General features: G+C 49.8%; 15 protein-coding genes and 1 pseudogene. 7 read left to right on the forward strand and 9 right to left on the reverse strand.

The window, feature by feature from the left end; all coding sequences use genetic code 11:
* Positions 1-43 precede the first annotated feature (43 nt).
* From GX117_07125 to GX117_07140, 4 genes are read right to left on the reverse strand one after another with little or no spacing between them, the layout of a single operon-like run.
* Entirely contained in the window at positions 44-667 is a 624-nt protein-coding gene (locus GX117_07125) for an RsmB/NOP family class I SAM-dependent RNA methyltransferase (GenBank protein NLO33110.1), read from the reverse strand.
* Between the two features lie 27 nt (positions 668-694).
* Positions 695-1,378, reverse strand: a complete 684-nt coding sequence (locus GX117_07130; protein NLO33111.1) for a hypothetical protein — start codon at positions 1,376-1,378, stop codon at positions 695-697.
* Complete coding sequence (locus GX117_07135; GenBank protein ID NLO33112.1) at positions 1,378-2,319, reverse strand: methionyl-tRNA formyltransferase; 942 nt, start codon at positions 2,317-2,319, stop codon at positions 1,378-1,380. The genes GX117_07130 and GX117_07135 overlap by 1 nt, the downstream gene beginning before the upstream one ends.
* Positions 2,319-2,648 carry a YbaB/EbfC family nucleoid-associated protein gene (locus GX117_07140; GenBank protein ID NLO33113.1) on the reverse strand — a complete coding sequence of 110 codons (330 nt, stop codon included), beginning with the start codon at positions 2,646-2,648 and terminating at the stop codon, positions 2,319-2,321. Before GX117_07140 ends, GX117_07135 begins: the two co-directional genes overlap by 1 nt.
* Positions 2,649-3,419: 771 nt before the next feature.
* On the opposite strand from GX117_07140, the pseudogene GX117_07145 reads away from it, so the two are divergent.
* From GX117_07145 to GX117_07155, 3 genes and pseudogenes are all read left to right on the forward strand, one after another.
* A pseudogene (locus GX117_07145) lies at positions 3,420-3,692 on the forward strand (hypothetical protein).
* 516 nt (positions 3,693-4,208) lie between these two features.
* On the forward strand, positions 4,209-4,865 hold the full coding sequence (gene lepB, locus GX117_07150; protein ID NLO33114.1) for a signal peptidase I: 657 nt from the start codon (positions 4,209-4,211) through the stop codon (positions 4,863-4,865).
* 23 nt (positions 4,866-4,888) lie between these two features.
* Positions 4,889-5,632, forward strand: coding sequence for a UDP-2,3-diacylglucosamine diphosphatase (locus tag GX117_07155; protein NLO33115.1), 744 nt, complete (start codon positions 4,889-4,891; stop codon positions 5,630-5,632).
* Between the two features lie 222 nt (positions 5,633-5,854).
* Here GX117_07155 and GX117_07160 read toward each other — a convergent pair whose 3' ends face one another.
* Genes GX117_07160 through secA form a run of 5 tightly spaced genes read right to left on the reverse strand, consistent with a single transcriptional unit; the run spans position 5,855 to position 12,927 of the window.
* Positions 5,855-6,256, reverse strand: a complete 402-nt coding sequence (locus GX117_07160; GenBank protein NLO33116.1) for a YjbQ family protein — start codon at positions 6,254-6,256, stop codon at positions 5,855-5,857.
* Positions 6,257-6,258: 2 nt separating this feature from the next.
* The gene (locus GX117_07165) at positions 6,259-7,953 is read right to left on the reverse strand and encodes a hypothetical protein (GenBank protein NLO33117.1); all 1,695 of its coding nucleotides are present in this window, start codon (positions 7,951-7,953) and stop codon (positions 6,259-6,261) included.
* On the reverse strand, positions 7,950-8,735 hold the full coding sequence (locus GX117_07170) for an ABC transporter ATP-binding protein (protein NLO33118.1): 786 nt from the start codon (positions 8,733-8,735) through the stop codon (positions 7,950-7,952). The genes GX117_07165 and GX117_07170 overlap by 4 nt, the downstream gene beginning before the upstream one ends.
* Positions 8,732-10,252 (reverse strand): transglutaminase domain-containing protein, encoded by a 1,521-nt coding sequence (locus tag GX117_07175; protein ID NLO33119.1) that lies wholly within the window; start codon positions 10,250-10,252, stop codon positions 8,732-8,734. Before GX117_07175 ends, GX117_07170 begins: the two co-directional genes overlap by 4 nt.
* Positions 10,228-12,927 (reverse strand): preprotein translocase subunit SecA, encoded by a 2,700-nt coding sequence (secA, locus tag GX117_07180; GenBank protein NLO33120.1) that lies wholly within the window; start codon positions 12,925-12,927, stop codon positions 10,228-10,230. The genes GX117_07175 and secA overlap by 25 nt, the downstream gene beginning before the upstream one ends.
* A gap of 439 nt (positions 12,928-13,366) precedes the next feature.
* Between secA and GX117_07185 the strand changes: the two genes are divergently transcribed.
* The 4 genes from GX117_07185 to GX117_07200 all read left to right on the forward strand — a co-directional run bounded on the left by GX117_07185 (position 13,367) and on the right by GX117_07200 (position 17,045).
* Entirely contained in the window at positions 13,367-14,002 is a 636-nt protein-coding gene (locus tag GX117_07185) for a hypothetical protein (GenBank protein NLO33121.1), read from the forward strand.
* A 10-nt stretch (positions 14,003-14,012) separates the two neighbouring features.
* Complete coding sequence (locus GX117_07190; GenBank protein ID NLO33122.1) at positions 14,013-15,140, forward strand: hypothetical protein; 1,128 nt, start codon at positions 14,013-14,015, stop codon at positions 15,138-15,140.
* 208 nt (positions 15,141-15,348) lie between these two features.
* Positions 15,349-16,236, forward strand: coding sequence for a sugar phosphate isomerase/epimerase (locus GX117_07195; GenBank protein ID NLO33123.1), 888 nt, complete (start codon positions 15,349-15,351; stop codon positions 16,234-16,236).
* Positions 16,237-16,688: 452 nt separating this feature from the next.
* Positions 16,689-17,045 carry a hypothetical protein gene (locus GX117_07200; GenBank protein NLO33124.1) on the forward strand — a complete coding sequence of 119 codons (357 nt, stop codon included), beginning with the start codon at positions 16,689-16,691 and terminating at the stop codon, positions 17,043-17,045.
* Positions 17,046-17,055: the final 10 nt, after the last annotated feature.

Here is a 17,055-nt window from a genome sequence, read left to right on the forward strand (position 1 = left end):
TGTATGCACCATGTAAAAAAGTGCAGGATGAAATACGCAAAGCCTATGATTGTTTCCGAAAGCGTGTCAAGAAGAAACCGTCCCAAGCCGCGTCTAACGGGTTTGTTTGATATTGTCCTGTCCTTGTCTTCCACGAATTGAATAACTCCGGGCCGTCTTCAGGCATACACACACCATCCCCGACTATTTCAGAAACAACATCCACCGTTTCCTCCGGTGTCAGTGTGCATACCGAATATACGATAAGTCCACCATTCTTACAAAGTTGAACAGCCTTTCGCAACATTGCACGCTGTATCTCTGCTAATTCTAGGATAGAGTCGGGACCGCTGCGCCATTTAATTTCGGGATGGCGACGCAGTGTGCCTAAGCCCGAACAAGGCGCGTCCACTATAATTGTATCAAAACTTTCCGCTTTAAAGGGGGGAGTCAGCCCATCGCCGCAAAGAGCTTGCACGCTGTGTATGCCGAGGCGCAGGCAGTTTTCCTCGATTTTTCCGACCCGTGTGGGAAAGCGTTCCAAGGCGATAAGGCGCGCTTCATCGTTGCTTAAGGCAGCCAAATGGGTTGTTTTTCCACCCGGTGCAGCGCACATGTCCAGAATGGTTTGTCCGGCCTCCACACACGTCAACCGTGAGGGAAGCATAGATGCCGGATTCTGAACCATGAAATGACCTTCTTTGAACCACTGCGTTTATAAGGGGTCTACCCCGCCTTCCACCTGCAGCGCTTCGAAATCTTCATGGACGACAGAAACAGACACACCGCTTTTGGTTAAAGCTTCAGCGGCGGCGTCTCGTGTGGTCACCCGTGTATTAACACGAAGCGTGAGCGGAGCGGGGCGAGAACAAATTTCGCAAAAGCGTTCAGCTTCCACCTCACCAAATAACTGAATCCAAAGACGGATCATCCAACGAGGCGTGGAATAACGGACACGAAGAAACTCAACCAAGTCTGTGTCTTTATCCGGCAAAACAAGTTGTTCTAATGAATCGGGAACGCGACGCAGGACGGCATTGACCAACCGCGCCAGTCCGGGGTGGCTATGCCGCTTCGCCAGATCCACAGAAGTATGAACCATGGCGGGGCGTGTGACGTTATCGCAAAACAACTGCTGGAAAACGCCCATACGCAAGATCATCAATACCGCTATAGGCAATTCATCCAAAGGCTGACTGCATAAATCGGACAAGACATAATCGCATAGGGTCTTGTGGCGGACTACGCCATAGACCAAGTGTGTTAGGAAACGTGAGCCTTGGGGAGAATATTTCCCCCGTCGTAATTTTCGGTCGATCGACACATCCACATGTTTGTTGTGGAGAAGAACGCCCATCAAAATATGGATGGCAGTGTCTCGTACAAGATCAACGGCCATCAGTGGACATCCTCAAAGCGCTCACCAACTGTCAAGTGGGCACCGCGCAGAAAATCGGCAGCATCCAATGGTTTCTTTCCGGCCATTTGGAGTTGCAATAGGGCGAGCTTCCCTTTCCCTGTTGCGAGCACAACATGATCTTTATGGACTTCAAGAACAGTGCCGGGGGCAGCGTCCTTTTCCTCGGAATCGGATATGAGCCGGGTCCTTAATATGCGGCACAATTGGCCGCGAAAACGACACTGTGCCATGGGCCACGGGTTGCAGGCGCGCACTTGATTATGAAGGGCCGACGCCGACGCGGCCCACACCATGTTACCGTATTTCTTTTCAAAGAGGGTGGTCGTCGTGACCCGACTGACATCCTGCACAATATCAGGAGCCGTTCCTGAAGCGATCAGATCGACGGCGCGCACCATCGCGTCTGCACCTAAGACGGCCAGTCTGTCGGTAAGTTCACCTGCAGTCTCTTCCGCGCCAATGGGCGTTTCTTCTTGCAGCACAATATTGCCCGCGTCCATTTCCAATACCATGCGCATGATCGTGACGCCCGTCACCACGTCGCCATACAACAAAGCAGATTGGATGGGAGACGGACCGCGCCATCGGGGTAAGAGGCTTGGATGCATGTTCAGCCAGCCTAGGGGCGGCACATCCAATACGGCCTGACGCAGTAAACGCCCGTAAGCGGCGACAACGCACAGATCGGGTTCCAGCGCTTTTAAAGACGCTTCAAAGCTGCCGTCATGGATCCTTTGCGGCTGGTCTACAGTTAGTCCATGTGCCACTGCCCACTGCTTTACTTCGGAGGGTTCCGGTTTGCTGCTGCGCCCGCGCGGACGATCCGGTTGGGTGATCACCGCGGCAATGGTATGGGATTCAGATAAGGCGGCCAGAGTGGGAACAGCGAGAGAAGGCGTACCAAAAAAGACGATTCTCACTAAAAAATCCCCGGTATTTCGGCGAGACCCGCCAGATCGCTCATTTTAGATTTCACAAGGGCCCGTGTCTTTTCCAAGGCGCCATTCATGGCGGCGGTAATAACGCCTTCAATCGTTTCTGCATCTTCAGATTGGAGAAGACCGGGATTGATTGTCAAGGAAACCACTTCCATATTGCCGTTCAGTGTAACCGATACTTCTCCGGCAACAGAAAATTCCACCCGCTCATCGGCAAGTGTACTTTTCAGCGTTTCCATGCGTTCTTTCATTTCCATGGCTTGCTTGATAAGGCCGCCCATTTTGCCAAGGTCACCAAGTCCTTTTAACATTGAATTTCCTTCCGAACTAAACTGGGTTGGGGGATTATAAAGACCTGCGGAGCCAGCGCTCCCTTCATAGTATAGTCTTTACTGTGATATCAGGGCAACCGATATTCGCTTATCCGTAAGCTCAAACTCGAAATACAATCTATTCTGCCCATCACAGTAAAAGGTTCTTCCTCTCACACCCCCGGTACCGAAGAATCCGGCGCCTAGACATTGTGGACTCCTTCGGGTGTTTCACAAGAACTATTGTACTGAAGATCTCTATGACGTCTCTTTTGTTTTGCACCGGTTGCATTCCAACCTTAAATCCGTCGCAGTATAATAATGGGTATAAAGATGCACTTTTGCATACAAATCCCCTATAATAGCCGGAGTTGGAGGTTATGGCTCCTGTCATGTTTAGCTACGTTGCGGGCAGCATGTACCATTCATGAACCTTCTGCCCGGCACTGCAAAAGAACTTCCCCGGAATAAGCATTCCATTTTCAATCCGTTATTCCAGTGTCAGCATCACATTTAGTTAGGCCTATGCAACAAAAAGTACGCTATGAAAAACCGCCCCACACATCATGAAACAGAATATGAATACTTGAATGAGTATTACAAAGGAGAACAGTACCGTAAGCGACGGCTGTTCCGCCTTATTGTACTTTCTGTTGTGCTGCACCTATTCTTTTTAGTTGGAGCTATTGTTTTCTCTCTTTGGATGACTCAGGCCGAACCTGAGATTATTGTTTTTTCCGGCGGTTCTCTGAAATCAACCAAGACGTTGGTGATGCCGAAGCATCCGTGCAGCCCCCCGCGCCGGAACCTGAACCTGAACCGGAGATTGCCCCTGAGCCTGAGCCTGAACCGGAACCCGAACCGGAACCGGAGCCTGAACCAGAGCCCGAACCGAAGCCCGAACCCAAACCTGAGCCCAAGCCTGAACCTAAACCGGAGCCTAAGCCGGAGCCTAAGCCGGAACCGAAACCGGAACCGAAACCCGAGCCTAAGCCGGAACCTAAGCCCGAGCCGAAGCCTGAACCCAAACCCAAACCGCAGCCTGACCTTAAACCTGTGGATCCTGAACCGGAGATCATTAAAGCGACGGAGCCCAAGCTTGTCGATGCCGGTAAGGTGACTGCTACCACCGGTGTTGTGGGCGGATCGGTGCCCTCGGAACTGGGCTTTTGGATTACCCAGGTGCGGCGCAAGGTGGAGGCTGTTTTTTTTATCCCCTCAGGATTGTACATGGATGATACGGAAAACGTGGCAGAAGTGACCTTTCGGGTCAGTCGTGACGGGCGCTTATTAGGAGAGCCTAAAATTTCGAAGCCCGCCGCTGATCCCAACTTGGGTGAAGCAGGGTTACAGGCGATCCTCCTTGTGGGACAGTTTCCTCCGCTGCCGGACAGCTATCCTAAAGACGAACAATTGGTCGTCTACGCCTTTGCTTTAAGTCAATGATCATTGCGGCTGTGCAAATAAACATGTATAATTACTATAGATGATTTCTGTCCGCGTATTGTACAGCAAGCTTTTTCTTTTTACCCTTGTCGGACAGAGGCATAGGAGTATTTATTGGACACCGAACAGGTACATAGTGATTCTTCCACACCTGAGGAGATCGAAAAGCCGAGACTGAAACGAGAAGCCTTTGAATTGGTAAAACTCGTCGTCCTTTTTCTTGTAGTCTTCTGGGTAATCAGAACCTTTGTGGTGGAAGGTTATGAGGTCTTGGGAGATTCCATGCTGCCCAACCTACATGACCGTGATCATATCCTAGTCTTTAAACTTCCTCATTGGTTCAAGACCGTCGACTATTTCGATTGGGTGAAGCCCTTTAAAGAGGGAGATATCATCATCTTCGAAGACCAGACGCACAAACGTTACGTTAAACGACTCATAGCCTATAACCCTGCTCTCTCCTCACACAGCGTTGACGCGGCGCCTTTGATTGATGGCAACGATAGCTCCGCTCAAGTGAAGGTTGAATATGACCGCGGCGTAGTTCGTGTTAACAATTGGCAAATTGACGAAAGCGATTATTTGCCCGACGCGGCCAGGCAAGCGCCGGGGCGGGATATATGTTACCTTCAACCTGGAGAATATTATGTGCTCGGTGATAATCGCTCTGTCAGCAAAGACAGCCGCAGTTTCCATGCCGTCACCGATAAGCAAATTGTAGGGCGTGCAGTTTTAAGGTTCTGGCCTTTGTCTAAATTGCAATGGTTTTAAGGGGAATACGACTGGCGGATAACGTGAAAGAAACGCTTCTTTTTTCGGATGTACATTTGAAACCCAAAGCCTATGAGGACAATGGCAGAAAAGAGTTTATCCGATTTTTGAAGGAAATAGATACGGATCGCGTGGGACGGCTCGTTTGCCTTGGGGATCTCTTTGATTTTTGGTTCGAATATAAGCACGTTGTCTTTGCTGATTATTTTGATGTACTCCACCAGCTCTTTACGCTCCACGAGGCAGGTGTAGAATTGCATCTCCTTCGGGGCAATCATGATCTATGGGCAGGGGATCAATTGAAACAACTTACCGGGATGCAGGTGCATCCTGACCGGCTTCGCCTGCCTTTTGGCACAAAGGAAGCTCTTTTGTTTCATGGCGACGGCATGAACCCCGATGACCGCCGCTATTTATGGTTTAAGCGCGCCGCATCCAATTCCTTTCTTCAAAGGCTATTCCGATGTATCCATCCCGACCGCGCCATGGCGCTGGCGCAATTTTTGAGTAATTTGAGTCGTAGAAAATTAAAAGCGCCCAATCCCGGAAAAGGGCCGGAAGCCCTTATATTGCAAGAACATGCACGCAGTATGATCGAAAGTGGGCAAGAATCGATTATCATTTGCGGTCATGCCCATGCCCCGCTTATTCAGCACATTGAAGAAGGTGAAACTTCAGGTATTTATATCAATACAGGCGATTGGCCTTTGCATCGTTCTTATGTTCGCTTTTCGGGGGGGGAATTCACGTTACATTCCTATTGTTAATCTAGCTAAACAGTAGGAGCACAAAAATTATGAAATACATTGGATTTTTCGTGTTGGGTGCCTTAGCCGTGTTTTTCTTCGGCTTTATATTGGACACCTCTGATACGCAATTCTCACATAAGATTCAACGGCACACCCCCGCCACTGTGTCTTCTTCCCATTGACACAACCATTTCGCAGGCGATGATTGATTAAGCCGAGGGGCAGAAAACGGCGGCGCGCTTATTGTTCGGGTACGGGGAGAGCCCATACAGTGCGGTTGCGCGGTCCGTCAAACTCGCAGAAAAATACGGACTGCCAAGTACCCAGCTGAGGGCGCCCGTTTTTGATGATCAGCGTCAGCCCTGAGCCCATCAGCGATGCTTTGACGTGGGCGGCACTGTTTCCCTCATTGTGGCGATAGGCTTCCGATTGCCACGGAATCACTTTATCTAAGGCAAGCAGAATATCATGGGGGACGCCGGGGTCGGTGTTTTCATTGACTGTAATACCGGCGGTGGTGTGGGGTACATACAGCTGCAATAATCCATTTTCCAATCCTGTTTCACGCAACAGCTGATTTACTTGCGAATCGATATTTACGAATTCACTGTGCTGCGCCGTGTTCACGCTAAATTTGATCATTCTTAATACTCCATGTTACGAAGATTCCGTAATCCCAAATACATGGGCAGGGTGACACAGATGACGGTCGCGATAACACCGGCCAATACAGCACCGGTAAGGGCGTAATGAAAGGTATCTTCGCTGCCAAATCTGCCGATAGCTTTCCATTGAAGGACCAGTGTTTGACCGGCAACGAGGGTCGTAATGTAACCGACGCTTAAGAGCAAGTTCAGCGTCCCGCCCAGCCCGCTTACAATGCGGGCGGGATTGTCTTCGTTAAAATTGGGGTAGAGGGCTCCCAGCCCTACCGCCAATCCGGCAAGTCCGAAATTGGCAATGGTCACGCTATAAACGGTCATCCAGAAATAAACGGGTTCAAGTTTGAGCATGGTGGCGGACAAAAAGGCGAGTCCCACCGTAAAGAACGAAGTGATACCGATGCTCAGCCAAAACTTCTGCCACACGAGCCCGCGAAAGGTGAGCGGCGCAAGACCGATGATCCAAAATCTGCGCCCTTCCAAGCTGACCAAGGGAAAAACAAAACGACTTGTCAAGGTAGCAAGGATCAAGGTGACGGAGCCCACGTTCAGGCAGGCAATCCAACTGCGCCACATCTCCCCTTCATAGAATCGGGAGCTGTTACGCAGATTCGCCACATAGATCGCCATGATTCCAAAGAAAATAACGAATTGAGACCATTGTGTTGGGTCGCGCCAAAAAAGCTTAATATCTTTTACGGTGAGGGCGCGCTTCGGATTCGGTATAAATACCAACAGCCTTTCAAGCCGATTGAGGATCCCCCGATTTTCAGGGCGGAAGCGTTGTCTGTCCATGCCGGCAAGATCAGAGAAGCCGGGATAGAAAATGTAGGTTGCTAAACGTCCTGCGAAAAGGAGCAATACGAGCGCTGTGGAGACGAGCAACAGGAACCAGAACAACGATTCACTCGGCTTGTTGTGGGCGGCATCCAACATACCTTGCGACGCCCAATGGCTGGGTAATGTCCAGGATTGGGCGCGCCGTGTAACATCCATGAATACAGGTAAAATCGTATCATCAGATATTTTGGTGCCCCGCAAAACATTGCGGATATACAGGAAAAAGAGAAGGAGTATGGTAATGCCTAATCCAACAATCCACTTCGCTTTGAGTCGGGAAAATATCCGCGCCAATACCATGGTAATGATCGCTCCCAAGGTAGCGGGCACCAAGATGAGAGGCAAGAAAAAAGCGGCTACCGCTCCGTAAAAGATGAGAGGTGCCTTCGTTGCCAGCCCATAGGCGAGCATCAAGGGTGAACCCAAAAATGCGAGAGACCAAGAGCTGAAGACAACGCATTCGAAGAAGCGCGCGTAAAAGAAATGATCGAAACGAATTGGTGCCTGCACCAAATACATCACTTCATAAGAACGGTATAGGGTGGAGAAAGCGATCAGCACATTGGAAAAGATGAGGAGCATAAAGATGGACAAGGTCAAAATGCTCAGAAGCCGTGTCATTACCAAATCGCCGAAATTCACGCCTTCTATGCCTTGGCCGCCGAAAGACATGATCCACAAAAATCCGGAGCGAAAGAAAAAGAAAGCGCCCACCCATAAAGCGAGAGCAGCCACACTGATCACGCCCACTTTGAGTTTAGACTGATGGCGTACACTTGCAATTTCATGTACGCCAATACGCATTTTTGCTCGGATAATCGTCCAAACTTGATTCATCGTGTATCCCCGGATTGGAGGGCTGCAACACTTTCTTGTGCTTCTTCGTCAACGCCTTGCGTTATTTCCAAGAACACATCCTCGAGCGTGCCCGGGCGGTCATTGAGCGCCTTAATCTCCTCCACCGTGCCCAGCGTACACAACCGGCCGTTGTTGATAATCCCAATCAGATCAGCCACCTCCTCGGCAATGGCGAGGGTATGAGTCGACATGAACACGGTCAATCCGTTTTCGCGGCATTGGTTGCGTAAGAAGCGTTTTACGAAGCGTATATTTTTAGGGTCCAAGCCGACCCAGGGTTCGTCGACGATGACGATACACGGGTCGTGCAGGAAGCAAGAGGCGAAAGACAGTTTTTGGCACATGCCATGGCTATCATCTTCAATCAATTGATCGGCCACATCGCTCAGTTCAAAGATGTCGAGAAGATGGGCGCTTCGTTCGCGATAGATTGAATCGGGAATGCGGTATAGGCCTGCCACGAAACGCATGAATTCGTTTCCCGTAAGTTTGTTGTACAGGAAAGGATGATCGGGCACATAGCCCAACAGTTCTTTTGCTTTCACGGCGTCCTTCGTGATGTCGAAGCCATTCAGCAGCGCTTTGCCTGCACTGGGATGAAGCAAGCCTGTCAACATTTTTATCGTCGTTGTTTTACCGGCTCCATTGGGTCCTAAAAAACAAAAGAAAGTACCCGGTTTGATTGAAAGGTCAAGGGCGTCGACGGCATATTTTTCGCCGAAATGTTTACTCAGCCCCACGGTTTCAATGGAATAGTTCATGGAGTCCTCTCTCCTTCATGACGGTCTTCTGCCTCGGTCGGATCCGATAATATATCAATACGAAGCACGCCCAGATAGCCCATAAGTCGGGGCCACTGGTCGATACCTCCGGTAAACAATTTGATGTGGGTGGCATTGGCGGTGTGTTCTCCAAAGGTAGGATCCATGGCGATCCATTGCCCCACATAGACCTCGGGCCAAGCGTGATATCCGAAGCCGTTCATGAAGGAACTCCACGCCAAACCGATAGCAATGCGTGTTGGTACACCGACAGCACGTGCGAGGGCGGCAAATAAGACCGCATGCTCATTGCAGTCTCCTTCCCGCGTCTGAAGCACGTCCAAGGCACTGGGCACACTGAGCACGCTGCGCTTGTCGATATGCGTATAGACCCAATCATGGATCTTGACGGCTTTCTCCCACGGATCTTCTGTATCTCCGATCATGTCCTCAGCGGCGGCACGGATACGGGGATGGGTGGTCTGGATCAGCATGTCTGCGCCCAAGTATGGTTCAAGGTCTTCTTCCTCTTCGGCAGGCGGGAGAAAGCGATCTTCGGGATCCAAACGTTTTGTATACCATGTGTCTCCGTCGCGGTATTGCCGCAAGTCTTCGGGAGGCATCAAGGATTCATCAATACCTGCGATCTTGAAGCGCAACATGTCAGCGTCTTCGTCGGGAGCGGGCCCTGTTGACGTGACCGACAAATTACGCATAAGATTCGCGGATTCTTCTACAGGCAAGGGGCTGATGGCAGACTCAGGCGCAATCTTTTTGATGATCAACCCGAAAGGCGTTTGTGCACGGACAATTTCTTCGTCATCAGAGAGCCACGCCAGCGTGTTGATCCCGGAAATAGTTGTTTGCAGAACGGTCGTTTCTATTTCCTCGTCATTGATGGTTAAGGTTTCCCGGCCAATGGCAGAAATTTTTGCGCGGCCCATGGACAGTGTGGTGGGATCGAAGGCATCCACATAGACAAACTCACCGGGGTGGAGTGGCGGCAAGGAAGCGGCGTTTAGCCCGAGATTACCGGACAGCAGTAATTCTCCGGGCGCGGGCAGGCTGAAGGGCATGGTTTCGCCGGCCGTATGGAGGGTCGCACGCAGCATGTTATCTTCTACCACGCCTTCCACGCGAGTTTCGTGCTCATCGGCTTTCAGGTGCATATCAAATTCTTTGAGTCCCTTCACGGCGGATGACCACGTGTTGCCGACAATACGAAGTCTCGTTTCCTGACCGAAGAGCGGAAAGTTCATTTGCATTTCCACGCTTAAGTGGTAGCCCTTTTCATCGGAGCGTTCTTCGGGTATCGTACGTAAATGGAGGAAGCCCACGGACTGGTCTTCATCGAAATACAAGCCCAGCCAACTGTCGAGAGGCACATCAATTCTTTTGGAACTCAGACCGCGATAAATACGCGGTAAAATCGCCTCACGATAAATCAACATCCCCACCATAACCAGCCAAAAAATAAGGATGAGGATAGGAATCAGTTGTTTATACGACCGCAACATTTTTTGTATTTCTTTCCACTACCGCAGGGGCAAGGATCATTGGGCATGATTTTTTCCACTACCCGCACCGGTTGTTGTTTTTCCGACCGGCTGCTCTTTTTTTGCGCGGCAACATTCAGTTGATCGGTATTCAGGTGGGCGAAGCCACCGCCTCCTTCTTTCGTAGCGCCGCTGTATTGATATTCCCGTGTACGCTGCGTTTTGGCTTGTCCTTCAGGGGCACGCCCCGTGTCGGGCGCCATGCCGTGCCGCCGTTCCGGATCGGTAATTCTATACAACATTTGAATGGCACTATCTTCAATGACCTGAATGAGGTTGTTGAAGAGTTCGTAGCCTTCTTCTTTGTATTCAAGTAAGGGATCTTTTTGTCCGAAGGCACGCAAGCGCACGGACTCACGCAGATAATCCATTTCATAGAGATGGTTGATCCATTTTTCATCTATAACGCGCAGCAATTCCGAAGCTTCTATTTGTTGAAAGCGTTTGCGTGCATATTTTTCAGGACTGATGGTGCGGTAGATTTCATCTTCACTCTCATCGAAATGAATCTGTAGCTTTTCTACAAACAAGGCTTCACGTCGTTGGTATTCCTCTGTGGCTTGACGGAATAGCGAATCAGGGAGCGGCTCTGCCTCATCCGTTGAATCGTCGAGATCGAATTCAAAGCCGAACATGGCGAAAAAAGCGGCTTCCAGTCCTTCATAATCGTAATTGTCGGGGCTTTTATCTTCCGGCGCATAGGTATCCATCATGTCTCCAATAATATTTTGGATCATACGATGTAAATGGTCGGTGAGATTGCGCCCTTCTAAAATCTCGCGACGCAAGCCGTAAATATATTTGCGCTGTTTGTCCATGACCTGGTCATAATCAAGCAGATGTTTGCGGCTTTCAAAGTTGAACTCTTCCACCTTGCGCTGGGCAGATTCAATGGAGCGCGACAAAATACGCATATTCAGGGGTGTCTCATCCATTTCTTCGCCGCCCCGCTGGCCCATAAAACTCTTCACCCGATTGCCGCCGAAAAGACGCGCCACTTCGTCTTCCAAACTCACATAAAAGCGAGTGGTTCCGGGATCGCCCTGTCGACCGCAGCGGCCGCGCAGCTGGTTGTCGATCCGACGGGATTCATGGCGTTCTGTGCCGATAATGTACAAACCGCCGAGCTCACGAACGCCTTCGGCAAGCTTAATGTCGGTGCCGCGGCCCGCCATATTGGTGGCAATGGTGATGGCGCTGCGTTTACCTGCATTCGGAACGATAGCAGCTTCCCGTTCGTGATGTTTGGCATTCAAGACCTGATAGCCCGTGATGCCTGCCTGATCAAGCATTTGCGCCACCTGTTCCGACTTTTCAATGGATACGGTTCCCACGAGAATGGGGCGACCGCTAGCGGTAATTTTCGCAATGTCGCGGATAACATAGTTGAATTTACCCATTTCAGAAGCGAAGACCAAGTCCGTTTGGTCCTGTCGTATAAGGGGCAAATTCGTAGGGATTTGGGTAACCGTTAGGTTGTAGGTATTTTCAAACTCAACGGCTTCCGTTAATGCGGTACCCGTCATGCCCGCCAATTTATTGTACATGCGGAAGTAATTCTGATAGGTGATGGTGGCGATGGTTTGGGATTCGAAGCGCAGCGGAACCCGTTCTTTGGCTTCAATGGCTTGGTGTAATCCGTCGGAGTAGCGGCGTCCTTCCATGACGCGCCCGGTAAACTCATCAACGATCAGCACCTCATCATCTTTTACCATATATTCATCATCGCGCTTGAAGAAATGATGGGCTTTCAACGACTGTTCGATCATATGCACATAGCCGATGCTGTCGTCTGTATACATATCATCCACGCCCAGCAGCCGCTCGCACATGACCATGCCGTCATCGGTCAAAATAATATGCCGTTGTTTCTCGTCCTTTTCAAAGTGAATATCTTTGCGCAGCTGACGGACCACATCATCTACGCGCAAATACATATCCGAGCTTTTTTCAGGTCTGCCGGAAATGATCAAAGGCGTGCGCGCTTCGTCGATGAGGATCGAGTCCACCTCGTCCACAATGGCGTAATTCAGCTTGCGTTGTACACAGTGTTTGAGGGACGGAGATCCGTTATCGCGCAGATAATCAAAGCCGTATTCATTATTGGTGCCGTAGGTGATATCTGCACGGTAGCCTGCTTGGCGTTCCCACTCCGACATATCATGTTGAATGATGCCAACGTTGAGCCCTAAAAAGCGATGGATAGGCCCCATCCATTCGGCGTCACGGCGCGCCAAATAGTCGTTGACTGTGACCATGTGCACCCCGTCGCCGGTCAGTCCATTGAGGTAGGAAGGCATGACGGCGACGAGTGTTTTACCTTCGCCCGTGACCATCTCGGCAATCCCGCCGCCGTGCAGGACGATGCCGCCCATGATCTGCGCGTCAAAGGGACGCATGCCTACCACCCGTTTCGCCGCTTCGCGGGCGACAGCAAAAGCCTCGGGAAGCAGATCATCCAAGGTGGCTCCCTGAAGCAGCTTTTCTTTAAACAGACCTGTTTGTCCGCGCAGTGTGTCATTGCTCATGGCGCTGATCCGCCGTTCATGGGCGTTCACTTGTTCCAACAAAGGGGTTAGTTTTTTGATGTCTCGTTCAGTACTGGTACCAAAGAGCTTTTTTAACAAGCCTAACAAGGCGGTATCTCCTCATTTTTATAGTCAGGTAAAAGGATATTGTGGGGTTTATATTGCGTTCAATGCAAACATACCGTTTAAGATAACGTGTGAAAGGCCTTGAAAAATACAGCGGGGCGAAAGTAATTGTCGGGCTCCTTGTCCCGTAATGCCGCATTCACTCCTCAGTGGCTCCAAGACGCGTTGGTAAAAGAGACGTAGAGACTCAAGACCGGTCACAACAAATCAACGCTGTATACCGCGACTTTTTCTTTTTAATAAAGCATAAGAACTTCATCATCCTGCGGATAGGTGATGTCTAGCCACGGCAAGTTTTCTGTTCATAATTGTAACACTTTTTGTGTTGGCTTGTATTGTGCCGTAGTAAGACACATGACATGGGTTCTTCCTATGGGATTAATCATGTCAGATTTTTTTAATGAGCAGTAAAGGTTTTTGTATGTCCGACACTATTTCTTTGAAAACATTATCCGGTGTTGATGAACACGTTCAGACTCTCGAATACGAAATTTATTTGGAGGCGGGCTATATTGCGCCCAATCCCCATCGCCGCGTACTGGAAAACGACTGTTATCCCGATCATCAGGTCGTCGTTGCTTTTTCTGGAGACAAAGCCGTGGGCTCTGTCCGTGTGGTCATCAATTCCGGCGCCAATAAGCATTTGTTCAATCTGCCCTGTTTCGAGGCCTTTCAGATTTGGCCCTGGGCGGATTCGCTGCTTCGTGAAGTGGATACAGACCGGCTCATGCAAATTGGAACCATGGTCATCCGCCCTGAATTCCGCGGGGGAACGGTACGCCAGGCGTTAATTCAACGGCTCACCGAAATCTTCGTGGAAGCGGGAACTCGATTCGCTATGGCAACGATTGATGAACACTTTTATAAGAACCTGCGGACACGCAATATTCCTCTTGTCCCTATGGGCGACACCTTGTTTTATATGGGTTCTTCAACGGTTCCTGTTATGGTCGCCCGCGAATGGATTTTATACGGCACGATCCCCGACGCCATCAATGAACAGATCCGCACAAGCATGGAAACGGTCGCGTTAAAACCCGCTATCTGCGGCGTATAACCTGTTCAACATGGCTTTTGATCATGCAAAATTAGAGCGGCATGAATCGATGCTGCGAAAAATGCATCCCACGTTGAACCAACTTTCCATTGTGGTGCATACCTTGGATGAGGCGCCTATTGAGGAGATCGCGTTGCTCATTGATCAAGCATGGTGCCGTGTCTATGGAGAGCGTGTACGTATTGCCTATTCGCCGGCATTTCTGCGTTATTGTATGGGGCCAGAGTCAACCCATGGTTTCGCTGTGACGGCATGGGAAGAGGGCCTATTGCAGGGGGTAATACTCGCCTTTCCGCTGCCCGTCCAATTTCAAAAGACTTCGCCGCCTGCCGTGTTGACTACGGGGCTTTGTGTGACTAAAACTTGGGAAAAACAGGGGCTGCTCCAATTGCTGTTGATCCGTCACGGGCTGACTTTAGCGGAAAAAGGCATTTCGTGGAGTTTCCATTGGCGCGCCACAAAAGGATCAAAAGGGCGCAGTGCGGGACAGGCTCTCGCCTATGCAGGCAGCTCACCGCTTTTTGCGCGACCCTTGCACCTTAGCCGTGCCGCTGTTATGGGGCGCATTTCTAAAAAAGAAAAGCTGGGCATGACCTTGCTCACTTTCTTATACGCCTGCCGCCGCTTCTTCAATCGTCTTCCCAAAGATTATGTGTTGAAGCCCATTGGACAAGAGAATGTGGACTTGGCAGTGTCTTTACTCAAAAAGTGTTTTCAGACGGACGGGGTCACGCTTAATTACGCGCCGCAACAACTCCTTTGGGAGACTACTTTTCATCAAGAAGACATTCAGGCTTTCGGCTGGCTTTTATCGCGCCAGGGGGTTCCGCTGGCGCTCGCCCACGGTTACATCAATCCTGTGTATCGGGGGGAACGCTACTTCGCTTTAGATCGTCTTGTCTTTGACCCTGCTCTCAAGCTCGGTGAGCGCCGCGCCTTTCTGGCAAAAATTGAAACCCATATGCTGCAGCAATTGGACTGTTGCGCCGTCATGATGACGGGAACGGCATCGAATGAAGAGCCCGGACGGTTGGGATATCATGCTGTGAAAAAGTATTTTTGGGGCGCCATGGAAAGCGGCGAACTTTCTGAACTTTCCCTTGCCGATCTGGAAGGATTAATGCTGCCCCTGAGATAATCCTTGCCCGCCGCTGCTGCTGATCTAAAATATCTTCGCGCCGATTTCCGCACTGCTCCCCGTCTCCTTCATCATGCCTGTTTTTTTCTGCCATGAAATTTTGTGAAGAATCATGACGAGTGTTATTATACAATTTGAGAGTTGTCCTGTTCTGTAACATTATCTTTGTTGCAGCATCTTTATTTTTCAACCCAAAAAGGAGAGTAACATGAAATCAGCAAACCTCGCTTTGGCTTTCTCAAGTATGGCACTTGTCTTTGCGTTGCCCGGCGTTGTCGTCGGTGTAGCCGCTGCCGATTCCACAGCCCCCGACGCGGACGCCATCGGCTGGCGTATCGGCTGCCAGTTGTGGAGTTTTAACAAGTTCAGCTTTATGGAAGCTATCGATAAGACCGCCTCCATTGGCTTGAAATATGCAGAGGCTTTTCCCGGACAACGCTTAAGTCTTGTTCTGCCTGAAACCGTCAAATTCGACCATACCATGAGCGAAGAACACCGTCTGCTGGCGCAGCAGAAATTGGAAGAGGCAGGAGTGAAATTGCTGTGTTATGGCGTGGTCGGCCTTTCCCGAAATGAAACTGAGGCGCGGAAAGTATTTGAGTTTGCGAAAGTGATGGGCATTGAGACGGTCGTATCGGAACCGGCGAAGAAGAACCTGCCTGCTATTGATGAATTGGCAAAAGAATACAATATCAATGTTGCCATTCATAATCATCCCAAACCTTCCTACTATTGGGATTATAAGGTGGCATTGGATGCCTTGGAGGACTGCAGCCCGCGCCTTGGTGTTTGTGCCGATACAGGGCACTGGTCCCGCTCCGGGCTGGATCCGCTTGATGCGGTAAAAGCGCTCAAAGGACGTCTCATCTCCTTCCACCTCAAAGATCTCAATGCGGCAGGCGAAGCGGACGCCCATGATGTGATCTGGGGAACCGGCGCTTTGGATCTTAAAGCCCTGTTAAAGGAAGTCAAGGACCAGGGTGTTGAAACCCCCGTGTTCTCCATCGAATATGAGTACAATTGGGATAACAATGTACCGGATATCGCGGCGTGTGTCGAATATTTCAACCAAGTTGTATCTGAATTTGAGAAATAATAGGGATGCAAAACAGCAGCTTTAAGCGATTTTATGGCTGCTGAGAAAATATTCTTGATCAGGATCCGGAGGCGGTTTAGGCTCGCCTCCGGATTTTTTTTGGTGTTATCTGTAATCAGGGGTATTTTAGAGGAGCCACGGAACATTATTCTTTCCATTTTGGCGCCGTGTTTCGTTGATCCAAGGTTCATTATTCCTTCTTTAATTTCGTTATTGATCCAATTGTTATAACTCCTGAATATGGGATTATAGGGAATATATCCTCCTGAATCGAGATCCAGTCTTTAAAATTTAATGGGATTACAAGGAATACTATTGTTTAATTCGATAATGGATTGACGAATAGCCCATATCGCTGACAATTTCATGGTACAATCAATAGAGAGTTGATTTTTGTCATTCTTCTGTTTATAATTCATAAATATCAGTTTTAATAAAAGGGATTTGCTACCATGTTGCAATATACAGAAGACGAATTGAAACGCTGTTATGAAGTAGCCCGCAACTTATTAAAAGAAGCTGAAAAACGTGCCATCTCTCGTCATCGTGAGTCGCTCATGAAAGCGTGGGATCGTGATGTATCTTATGAAGAAGCATGCCAAGACTGGAACGACAATCATTGCGACGCATGGCGCGCCCGCCGTATGCAATGTATGCTCCATGATCAGCGCGAGACCATCTCACGGCACAAATGGATTGAGTCTGAAAAAGCACGGAAAGATCTCGGCCGTGCTGCTGCCGCTGATTGGGTCGTCAAATACGCCCCCGTCTGGCGCATCCAGTGGGAAGGTTCCCATCTGGATGAGTAGTGTTGATCTT

This window comes from Candidatus Hydrogenedentota bacterium (genome assembly GCA_012523015.1).
Classification (GTDB): domain Bacteria; phylum Hydrogenedentota; class Hydrogenedentia; order Hydrogenedentales; family CAITNO01; genus JAAYBJ01.